Below are 10,220 nucleotides of genomic sequence, written 5' to 3' on the forward strand. Positions count from 1 at the left end.
CGTCTGCGAGGACGGTGGGCCGTGGGAGTGCGGACTACTCGTGTTCGTCCCGCTCGGTGTTCGTGTCGCTGTTGCCGGAGAACTTCTTGGTCTCCAGGCGCTCGCGGAGCGTCGGCACGGTGAATACCGGCGTTCCCGAGAACACGTCTTCCAGGTTCACGCGTTGTCCCTCCCTTCCGCTGTCGTGTGCCGTCAGGGACAGCCACCGGCCCGCGCCGCCGGATTGGTCGTCTGGTGCGCGGGACAGGGGCAGCCACGGGGTCGTGTCTTCGCGACGGGATCAGGCGGGGACCGATGTCGACGCCGTGGACGGCCAGCCAGAGCCGTTCACCCAGCGTCGGCCATGCCCCCGGGCTGTTCTGGGGGTACCGCCCACTCCCTTGAGGCAGTTAAGGCAGTGATGAGGTCGCGGGGGTCCGTTTGCTCCAACTGTCTTGCCGGGCAAGGAACCTGACTTCCCACCGATGGGTATCCCCATGATGGGTAGGCTGAGCGTCAGGTCGATGCGACAAACTGTCACCAGCGGGTGCAACGGGGCAGCCCATGACCGCGTACGAAACGCCGACAGCCCTGCCGCGTGCCCTCCTGAACCGGGCGGACATGCGAGCAGCCATCACAGACCACGACTTCGGCACGGTGTTTCGACTCGCTCGGGCAGAGGCCGGGATCAGTTACTCGAAGATCGCGGCTGAGTGCGGCATCAAGCCGGAGCGCGTGGGTGCCCTGGCTCGCGGGGACGGCAGCGTGACGACGTTCGAGAAGATCGCCACTATCGCTGACGCCCTACGTATCCCCGGGCACATGCTCGGCCTCGCGCCCCGCACGTGGGAGGCGGCGGAGCAGCCACCCGGACACCCAGCCCTGCCCGCAGGCACTACAGGCACTACCCGAGACGGAGACAGCGCAGTGCGGCGACGGGGCTTCTTCAAGGCGTCGGCCGTAGCCGGATTGGCGGTCGGCCTGCCCGAACTCACTCCACTCACAACCGGCCGCCGGGTCGGCCGCGACACCCCGGGCCGACTACGCCAGCGCACCGCCCGCCTGCGCCGTCTGGACGACGTTCTTGGCGGAGGCGACACCTACCGCGTCTATCTCGGCGAGTACCAAGCCACCAAGGCCGTGATCCGAGCGGCCAGCTACACCGAGCAGACCGGCCGCGCCTTGCTTTCCGTGCTGGCCGAACAGGCACAGCAGGCGGGATGGGCCGCGTTCGACGCGGGCGAGCACGCCGACGCTCGCGGCCTGTACGAAGCCAGCCACCAGGCCGCCACCGAAGCCGGAGACTCAGCCCTCGCGGGGAACGCCCTGGCCTTCCTCGCCTACCAGCGGATCAATGGCGACCTGTCCGCCGGAGTCGAGACCGCCGAACAGTCCTGCCGCACCGCAGGACCGGACGCACCGCCCGGTGTCCGGGCACTGCTCAACGAACGCCTCGCGTGGGCCTACGCGGTCGCCGGACACGACAGCGAGACGGAGCAAGCGCTGAGCGCGGCTCAGGTTGCCCTGAACGACAGCGACGGTACACCGCCGCCCGATTGGGTCGCGTGGGTTGACCGGGACGAACTCCGGATCATGACCGGCAGGTGTTGGACCGAGCTACGCCGCCCGCTCCGCGCGGTCTCCGTGCTGGAAGACGTGCTGACCCGATACGACGACACCCACGCCCGAGACAAGAGCCTGTACCTGTCGTGGCTGGCCGAGTCCTACCTAGTCGCTCGCGAAGTGGAGCAGGCCGCGACGGTTGCCAGCCGCGCACTGGACCTGTCCGCCGGGGTCGCCTCCGTACGCCCCCGCCAACGCCTCGAACCGACGTTGCGACAGCTCAGCGCCCATTGTGACCTACCTGCGGTGGCCGAACTCCTCGAACGGGCCAGGGCGTTACAGGTCAGCCCGCGTCCCGCTGGGTGGTCTTGTCGATCCAGCGGAGGTACCCCTCTGCCCCGGTGAGTGGCACTGCCGAGACCTCCGGGTTCTTCCACGGGTGGTGATCCAGGAGGTGCGCTTCCAGTGCGGCGTACCGGTCAGCGCGGGTCTTGAGCAGGAGTTGCCACTCTTCGCCAGTGCCGAACTCGCCTTGATGCCAAAACACCGAGGTCACCGGACCGACGATCTGTGCACCGGCCGCCAGCCGGGCCGCAACCACCAACTGCGCCAGCTTCACCGCGTCGTCACGGTTCTCCGTGGCCGTGGCCACCTGTAGGTACTCAGCCATGCTGGGCGAGCCTAGCCCCGGACCGGGCTCAGGCACATAAGGCATCGAACCGTGATGGTGCCACGTGCTCAGCCCACCAGGTTGCGGATGACCGCCCAGGCCACCGCGAGCGTGAGGACGGCGGCGGCCCCGAGGGCACTGAGCCGGGGACGGTACCGGCGCCCTTGCAGCCCCTCGTACAGCCAGCGCCCGGCCAGATACGCGGCGGCCGGTACGCCGAGCAGCAGCAGCGCCGCGTTGTCGTGCAACGCGCCGGGGAGATCGCCGTGCAGCAGGTCGTACGTCATCCGCGTGCCGCCGCAGGCGGGGCAGAGCAGCCCGGTGGCCCAGTGGAAGGGGCAGCCGGGCAGCAGCGACCCCGGCTGGTGCGGGTCGGTGCCCCACAGGTACGCGGCGCCCAGCAGCGCCGCCATCGCGGCCGCGAGCGGCGGGGTGGCGGGGTGGGAGCGGACGGCACGGAGCCGGGCGTGCGGCCCGGAGGCCGGTGCCGGTGCCGCCGTACCGGTCCGCCCTCGCTTCCGCCGTGCCGTCTCGCTCGATCTGACCGATCTGAGTGATCTGGTCGATCTTCCGGGGTCAGCCACGGGAGCCGCCGTCAGCTCCGCAGGATGCGGCCGTCGCTGTCCGTGCGGTTGTCGCTGACGAGGAAGATGATGCCGTCGATCAGCGCCCAGAATCCGAGACCACCGCAGGTCAGCAGCTGGGCGACGCCCATACCGACGTGGCCGGTGTAGAAGCGGCCGATGCCCAGGGTGCCTATGAAGAGCTGGAGCACACCCGCGACGATCTTCGACTTGTGGGAGTAGGGACGCCCGTAGGGATCGAGGCCGTAGGGCGCGTTCGGGTCGCCCGGGCCGTAGGGGCCGGGCGGCATCATCCCCGGGTGCATCCCGGGTCCGGGCGGCATCCCCGGACCGGGCGGCATGCTCTGTGCCTGGGGGTAGCCGTAGGCGGGCTGGCCGGGGGCCCCGCCCGGGGGCGGACCGTAGGGGTTGCCCGGGGGCTGCGGCGGCTGACCGCCGTACGGGTTCTGGTATGGGTCGGACATGGCGCCCTCCGCGAGGTTGAGCGGTACCTGATGAAGTGACCCGGCCATCTTGTCAGCACGACCGAGCGGCAGGATTGCTGGCTGTCGGGTTACCGTTCGAGTGGCGTTGTGGACTTTTCCCGTCTGACATGACGACGGGAGGTAGCGTCACACTCCGCAGCGAGACAGATGCCGACCGGAGAGAAGAGCGAGAAGTTGTCCCCGACCAGCGAGACCGCATCCGGCGGACGCCGACTCGTCATTGTCGAGTCGCCTGCGAAGGCCAAGACGATCAAGGGCTATCTCGGTCCTGGCTACGTGGTCGAAGCCAGCGTCGGGCACATTCGCGACCTCCCGAACGGCGCTGCGGAGGTTCCGGCGAAGTACAAGGGCGAGCCCTGGGCCCGCCTCGGGGTCAACGTCGATCACGACTTCGAGCCGCTGTACGTGGTCAACAGCGATAAGAAGGACCAGGTCAAGAAGCTGAAGGAGCTGCTGGCCGAGTCGGACGAACTGCTGCTCGCCACGGATGAGGACCGCGAGGGTGAGGCCATCGCCTGGCACCTCCAGGAGGTGCTGAAGCCGAAGGTCCCGGTCCGGCGGATGGTCTTCCACGAGATCACCAAGGACGCGATCCAGGACGCCGTGCGGCACCCCCGCGACCTCAACCAGCGGCTGGTCGACGCCCAGGAGACCCGCCGCATCCTCGACCGGCTCTACGGCTACGAGGTCTCGCCGGTGCTGTGGAAGAAGGTCATGCCCCGGCTGTCGGCGGGCCGGGTGCAGTCCGTCGCCACCCGGCTGGTGGTGGAGCGGGAGCGGGAGCGCATCGCGTTCCGCTCCGCCGAGTACTGGGACCTCTCCGGCAGCTTCGCGACCGGCCGGGCCGGGGACGCCTCCGACCCGGGCGGCTTCGGCGCCAAGCTGACCGCCGTGGACGGCCGACGCGTCGCGCAGGGGCGGGACTTCGGTTCGGACGGGCGGCTCAAGGAGAGCGCGGCCAGCGCGAACGTCCTGCACCTGGACGAGGAGAACGCGCGGGCGCTGGCCGCCGCGCTGGCGGACACCCGGTTCGCGGTGCGTTCGGTGGAGTCCAAGCCGTACCGCCGCTCCCCGTACGCCCCGTTCCGGACCACCACCCTCCAGCAGGAGGCGAGCCGGAAGCTCGGGTTCGGCGCGAAGCGCACCATGCAGGTCGCGCAGAAGCTGTACGAGAACGGCTTCATCACCTACATGCGGACGGACTCCACGACCCTCTCCGAGACGGCGGTCACCGCCGCCCGCGCGCAGGTCACCCAGTTGTACGGGGCGGACTACCTCCCCGACCGGCCGCGCGTCTACGCGGGCAAGGTGAAGAACGCGCAGGAGGCGCACGAGGCGATCCGCCCCTCCGGGGACCGCTTCCGCACCCCGGCCGAAACCGGCCTGAACGGCGACGAGTTCCGGCTCTACGAGCTGATCTGGAAGCGGACGGTCGCCTCCCAGATGAAGGACGCCACCGGACAGTCCGTCACCGTCCGCGTCGGCGGCACCGCGAGCGACGGCCGGGACGCCGAGTTCAGCGCCACGGGCAAGATCATCACCTTCCACGGCTTCCTCAAGGCGTACGTCGAGGGCGCGGACGACCCCAACGCCGAACTGGACGACCGGGAGCGGCGGTTGCCGCAGGTCGCCGAGGGCGACGCGCTCAGCGCCACGGAGATCACCCCCGAGGGACACGCGACCAAGCCGCCCGCCCGCTACACCGAGGCCACGCTGGTCAAGGAGCTGGAGGAGCGGGAGATCGGCCGCCCCTCCACCTACGCCTCGATCATCAGCACCATCCTGGACCGGCGGTACGTCTTCAAGAAGGGCACCGCGCTCGTCCCCTCCTTCCTGAGCTTCGCCGTCGTGGGGCTGCTGGAGAAGCACTTCGGCCGCCTCGTCGACTACGACTTCACCGCCAAGATGGAGGACGACCTCGACCGCATCGCCGCGGGCGACGCCGAGTCCGTGCCCTGGCTGCGCCGCTTCTACTTCGGTGAGGACGGCGAGGGCGCCGAGGCGGCCTCCGCCGCCGACTCCGGCAACGGGGACGGCGACCACCTCGGCGGCCTCAAGGAACTCGTCTCCGACCTCGGCGCGATCGACGCCAAGGGCGTCTCCTCGTTCCCGGTCGGCGAGGGCATCGTGCTCCGCGTCGGCCGGTACGGCCCGTACGTCGAGGGTCCCCCGGCGCAGGAGGGCGAGACCGGCCACCGCGCCGACGTGCCGGACGACCTGCCGCCGGACGAGCTGTCGGTGGAGTACGCCAAGGAGCTGCTGGCCAAGCCGAGCGGCGACATCGAGCTGGGCACCGACCCGGAGACCGGCCGCCCCGTCGTGGCGAAGGACGGCCGCTACGGCCCGTACGTCACCGAGGTGCTGCCCGAGGGCACCCCGAAGACCGGGAAGAACGCCGTCAAGCCGCGCACCGCCTCGCTCTTCCAGTCCATGTCACTGGATACGGTGACGTTGGAGCAGGCGCTGCGGCTGCTGTCGCTGCCCCGCGTGGTCGGCGTCGACCCGGAGTCCGGCAACGAGATCACCGCGCAGAACGGCCGCTACGGCCCGTACCTGAAGAAGGGCACCGACTCCCGCTCACTGGAGACCGAGGAGCAGATCTTCGGGATCACGCTGGAGCAGGCGCTGGAGATCTACTCCAAGCCGAAGCAGCGGGGCAGGGCCGCGGCCAAGCCGCCGCTCAAGGAGCTGGGCACCGACCCGCAGACCGAGCGGCCGGTGGTGGTCAAGGACGGCCGCTTCGGTCCGTACGTCACCGACGGCGAGACCAACGCCACCCTCCGGCGGGACGACGACGTCGAGACGATCACCTCCGAGCGCGGCTACGAACTGCTCGCGGAGAAGCGCGCCAAGGGCCCGGCGAAGAAGACCGCCAAGAAGGCGCCCGCGAAGAAGGCGGCGAAGAAGGCCCCGGCGAAGAAGGCCGCCGCGAAGGCTCCGGCCAAGAAGACGGCGGCGAAGAAGAGTTCGGCGTCCGGCGAGAAGAAGGCCACGAAGACGGCGAAGACCGCCAAGACGGCGAAGACCGCGGCGAGTTCCGCCGGGTCCTCCGGGGGCGAGGGCTCCGCGTAACCGCCCGGACCGACCGCCCGTACCGCCGCCGGACCCGCCGGGTCCGGCGGCGTCGCCGTGTGGGGGTGGCGGCGCCGCTTCGGGGACGGCGGGCGCGGGGTGGTGGGGGACGTCTCGAACGGGCGGAGCGGGGCCGGAGAAAAGGCTCACAAAACAGTCGCAGACCGTTCACAACCCACACCGGTCCCGCCCGTTTGTTCGGGCGGGGCCGCAAGCGGTGGGCGCCTCCTTATACGCTGGCGGGATGACGCGTGCAGAGCAGCCAACGGGCGTGACCGTCCCTCCTGACGACGCACTCGCCGCCCAGTCCCGTGAGCGTGCCGTGGGCGCGCTGTTGCGCTTCCCCCCGCTGCGGCGGCTGTGGAGCGCCCAGTTCACCGGAGGCGTCGGCGACGCGCTGAGCGTGCTGGTGCTGCTGCTGCTCGGCTGGCAGGCGGCAGTGATCGTCAGCGACTCGGGCAGCGAGGTGTTCGGCGGTGGATACCGGGGGATGGTGCTGGTCCTCGCGGCCGTCATCGGACTGCGCCTGCTGTCCACCCTGCTGTTCGGCGCGGTGCTGCTCGGGCCCCTCTCGGCGCTCGTCGAGCCGGGCCGCTCGGGCGGGAAGCAGCGGGGCGCGTCCGGTGAGGCGCGTGACGCCGCCGATGGCGCCGGTGACTCCTCCGGTGAGGGGGCGGCGGCCGGGAAGGCCGGGAGCCCCGCGAGCCGGAAGCGGGGGACCGGGGTCGCCGAGGGCAAGGCGCTGCTGGACCGTCGCTGGACGATGTTCGGCGCCGACGCCGTCCGCGTGATCGCGCTGATCATCGCCCCGCTCTGGGTCGACTGGACCCCGGACAACGCCCTCGCCGCCATCCTGATCACCGTCTTCGTGACGGGCGTCGCGGAGCGGCTGTGGACGGTCGCCAAGGACAGCGCCGCGCCCGGCCTGCTCCCCGGACCGCCGCCGGAGGGCGACGTGGTGCGGCCCGTGGTCGACCACCACGACGCGCTGCGCAGGCTCTGGCTGCGGACCAGCTTCGTCGCGTTCCCCGTCGCCGCCGCCGTGCTGGTCGCGGTCACCCTGGTCAGCAACCTGCTGGGCTCCGGGATCGCCTGGTTCGACACCCACCAGGCGGCGCTCTCCTCGTACGTCGCCGCCGGGCTGTTCGCCGCCTCGCTCTCCGTCGTCTACTTCCTGGAGCTTCCCGACACCGCGACGGTCCGCCCGCGGTCCCCGCTGGAGGGGCTGCGCCGGCCCAAGGCGGGCGCCTCGACCGACCGGGGCCGCACCGGCGCCGTTCCGCTGCTCGTGCTGGCCTGCGCCGCGACGAGCGGCGCGCTCGCCGCCGCCGTCGCCGTCGCCCTGCCGCACGCCGTGGACCTCGACGGCGGGCCCGTCGCCTTCGGCCTCGCCGTGCTGGCGCTCACCGGCGGCGCCACCGCCGGGATCCGGCTGGCGCCGCGCACCCTGCCCGCGCTGTCCCGGCGGCGGCTGCTGGCGCTGGCCGTCGCCGCCACCGGCGTCGCGCTGCTCGTCGCCGGGCTGGTCGGCGACCCGACGACGGTGCTCATCCTGCTGCTGCTCGGCGGCGTCACGGTCGGCATCACCGCGAACACCGGGCACACCCTGCTCGACCAAGAGACCGAGGACTTCCGCCGCCCGCGCACCACCGAGCACCTGCACGCCGTGGTGCGGCTGACGCTCGCGGTGTGCGCGCTCGGAGCGCCCGTGCTGGCCGCGTTCATCGGACCGCACCGGGTGGCGCGCGGCGACTTCGTCTTCGACCACGGTGGCGCCGCGTTCACGCTGATGCTCGTGGGCGCGCTGCTGCTGCCGGTGGCCGCGCTCGTCCTCGGCCGGGTCGACGACCGGCAGGGCGTCTCCCTCCGCCGCGACCTGCGGAACGCCTTCGGCGGCGCGGAGCCCGTGGAGGGCACCGCCGACGACGGCTTCTTCATCGTCCTGGAGGGCGGCGACGGCGCGGGCAAGTCGACGCAGGTGACGGCGCTGGCCGAGTGGATCAGGGCCAAGGGCCACGAGGTCGTGGTGACCAAGGAGCCGGGCTCGACGCCCGTCGGCAAGCGGCTCCGGTCGATCCTGCTGGACGTCTCCTCCGCCGGGCTCTCGCCCCGCTCCGAGGCGCTGCTGTACGCCGCCGACCGCGCGGAACACGTCGACACGGTCGTCCGTCCGGCGCTGGAGCGCGGCGCCATCGTGATCTCCGACCGGTACGTCGACTCGTCCGTCGCCTACCAGGGCGCCGGACGCGACCTGTCGCCCACCGAGATCGCCCGCATCTCCCGCTGGGCGACCGGCGGTCTCGTGCCGCACCTGACGGTGCTGCTGGACGTCGCCCCGCAGGTCGCCCGCGAGCGGTTCACCGAGGCGCCCGACCGGCTGGAGTCCGAGCCCACCGAGTTCCACGAGCGGGCCCGCGCCGGGTTCCTGACGCTGGCCTCCGCCGACCCCGCCCGCTACCTCGTGGTGGACGCCGGGCAGGAGGCCGGAGCCGTGACGACGATCGTCCGCCACCGGCTCGACCAGGTGCTGCCGCTCTCCGAGGCGGAGAAGCAGGCCCAGATCGAGGCGCGGAAGGCCGCCGAGGAGGAGGCCCGCCGCCGGGCCGAGGAGGAGGCCGCCCGGAAGGCGGAGGAGGAGCGGCAGGAGCGCGAGCGGCAGGAGCGGATCGCCCAGCTCCGCGCCGAGGAGGAGGAACGCAAGCGGCGCGAGGCCGAGTTGGAGCGCCAGCGCGAGGAGGCGCGGCGAGCCGAGGAGGCCAGGCAGCGGGCGGAGGAGGAGCGGCAGCGCGCCGAGGAGGAGCGTCTTCGCCGCGAGGCCGAGGAGCGGGCGCGGGAGGAGGAGCAGGCGCGTCTGCGGCAACTCGCCCAGGAGCAGGCCCGGTTGCGGGCCGAGGCCGAGGAGCGGCGGCTGGAGAAGCAGCGCAAGGCCGAGGAGGCGCTGCTCCGTGCCGAGCGTGTGCGGAGCGCCGGTTCGGGCGCGGGCCCGGACGCCGCCCATCCGGACGGCAGCGAGGGCGACACCGCGAAGCTGCCCTCGGTGGAGGGGCCGCGGAAGGGGGCGGGCGCCGGTGCGTCCGGCGGGTCGAATACTTCCGCCGGGTCGGACGGTGAGGAGACGGCGCTGCTGCCCCAGGCGCAGCCGCCCGGGGAGCGCGCGGACGCCGCCCACCCCGACGGCTCCGAGGAGACCACGGTCCTGCCGCGGGTTCCGGAGGACGCCACCGACCGGGACGCGGACCAGGCGGCGGACCGCTGGACCGCCGACCGCTGGAGCGACGAACAGCGCGACGCCGAACAGCGGTTCCTGCGGGAGGGGTTCCCGGCGGCGGCCGTCGAGGAGCGCACCCGGGAGATGCCGCAGGTCGACCCGGAGACCGGCCGTCCGGTCCGGCAGCGCCCCGACTGGGCCGAGGAGACCCCGCTGGACGACGTGCCCAGCCTCGCCGACGAACTGCTCGGCCCGCGCGGTGAGCGGGACGAGGACGGGGACCGGCGGCGCGGCCGGGCCGACGGGGACGAGGACGAGACCGGGCGCCGCCGGGGCGGCTCCGGAAGCTGAACCGGGAGGCGGCGGTCAGAACTGGCGTCTGACCCTGGTGAGTTGAGCGGGAGAGCCCGCCGTGCCCTCGGGCGCGGCGGGCTCTCGCGTGGGCTGCCTCCGCTTCCGTCCGGACCGGCTCACCGGGGCGGTTGGTGGCCCCGGTGGGGCGGTGCGTCCCGTGCGGTGCCTTTCGTGGTTGGTGTGTCCGCTGCCTCGTCTCTCGTGGGCGGTGGCTTGGCGGGCCTTGTCGGGGCCTTCCGTGGGGTGGGCGTGGGTGCGTGGGTGTGCGGTGGCTCGGGGCCGCCGACGGTGGGTGGTGCCCCGTG

7 protein-coding genes are annotated in these 10,220 nt (G+C 72.4%); 3 read left to right on the forward strand and 4 right to left on the reverse strand.

From position 1 onward, the window contains the following. Positions 1 to 34: 34 nt before the first annotated feature. Entirely contained in the window at positions 35 to 160 is a 126-nt protein-coding gene (locus E0L36_RS27840) for a hypothetical protein (protein WP_257578117.1), read from the reverse strand. A gap of 383 nt (positions 161 to 543) precedes the next feature. Between E0L36_RS27840 and E0L36_RS19755 the strand changes: the two genes are divergently transcribed. After that, positions 544 to 1,947, forward strand: coding sequence for a helix-turn-helix domain-containing protein (locus E0L36_RS19755; protein WP_258016342.1), 1,404 nt, complete (start codon positions 544 to 546; stop codon positions 1,945 to 1,947). Here the strand turns inward: E0L36_RS19755 and cutA are convergent. From cutA to E0L36_RS19770, 3 genes are all read right to left on the reverse strand, one after another. Then, positions 1,886 to 2,212, reverse strand: a complete 327-nt coding sequence (cutA, locus tag E0L36_RS19760; protein ID WP_180930458.1) for a divalent-cation tolerance protein CutA — start codon at positions 2,210 to 2,212, stop codon at positions 1,886 to 1,888. The two genes, E0L36_RS19755 and cutA, sit on opposite strands and share 62 nt — an antisense overlap. 68 nt (positions 2,213 to 2,280) lie before the next feature. Next, positions 2,281 to 2,625 carry a DUF2752 domain-containing protein gene (locus E0L36_RS19765; protein WP_180930459.1) on the reverse strand — a complete coding sequence of 115 codons (345 nt, stop codon included), beginning with the start codon at positions 2,623 to 2,625 and terminating at the stop codon, positions 2,281 to 2,283. A 182-nt stretch (positions 2,626 to 2,807) separates the two neighbouring features. Beyond that, entirely contained in the window at positions 2,808 to 3,260 is a 453-nt protein-coding gene (locus E0L36_RS19770; protein ID WP_180930460.1) for a TM2 domain-containing protein, read from the reverse strand. 195 nt (positions 3,261 to 3,455) lie between these two features. Here E0L36_RS19770 and topA point away from each other — a divergent pair, with 195 nt between their 5' ends. Next, positions 3,456 to 6,353, forward strand: a complete 2,898-nt coding sequence (gene topA / locus E0L36_RS19775; RefSeq protein ID WP_180930819.1) for a type I DNA topoisomerase — start codon at positions 3,456 to 3,458, stop codon at positions 6,351 to 6,353. Between the two features lie 244 nt (positions 6,354 to 6,597). Continuing rightward, a complete protein-coding gene (tmk, locus tag E0L36_RS19780) occupies positions 6,598 to 9,912 on the forward strand; it encodes a dTMP kinase (protein WP_180930461.1) in 3,315 nt (1,104 codons plus the stop codon). Positions 9,913 to 10,220 lie beyond the last annotated feature (308 nt).

The organism is Streptomyces sp. AJS327, from assembly GCF_013450295.1.
Lineage (GTDB): Bacteria > Actinomycetota > Actinomycetes > Streptomycetales > Streptomycetaceae > Streptomyces.

What these genes read in the sequence shown, in the direction of transcription:
- E0L36_RS19755 (WP_258016342.1), top strand. Translation starts at nt 544, where the DNA reads ATGACCGCGTACGAAACGCCGACAGCCCTGCCGCGTGCCCTCCTGAAC.
- cutA (WP_180930458.1), bottom strand. Translation starts at nt 2,212, where the DNA reads ATGGCTGAGTACCTACAGGTGGCCACGGCCACGGAGAACCGTGACGAC.
- E0L36_RS19765 (WP_180930459.1), bottom strand. Translation starts at nt 2,625, where the DNA reads ATGGCGGCGCTGCTGGGCGCCGCGTACCTGTGGGGCACCGACCCGCAC.
- E0L36_RS19770 (WP_180930460.1), bottom strand. Translation starts at nt 3,260, where the DNA reads ATGTCCGACCCATACCAGAACCCGTACGGCGGTCAGCCGCCGCAGCCC.
- tmk (WP_180930461.1), top strand. Translation starts at nt 6,598, where the DNA reads ATGACGCGTGCAGAGCAGCCAACGGGCGTGACCGTCCCTCCTGACGAC.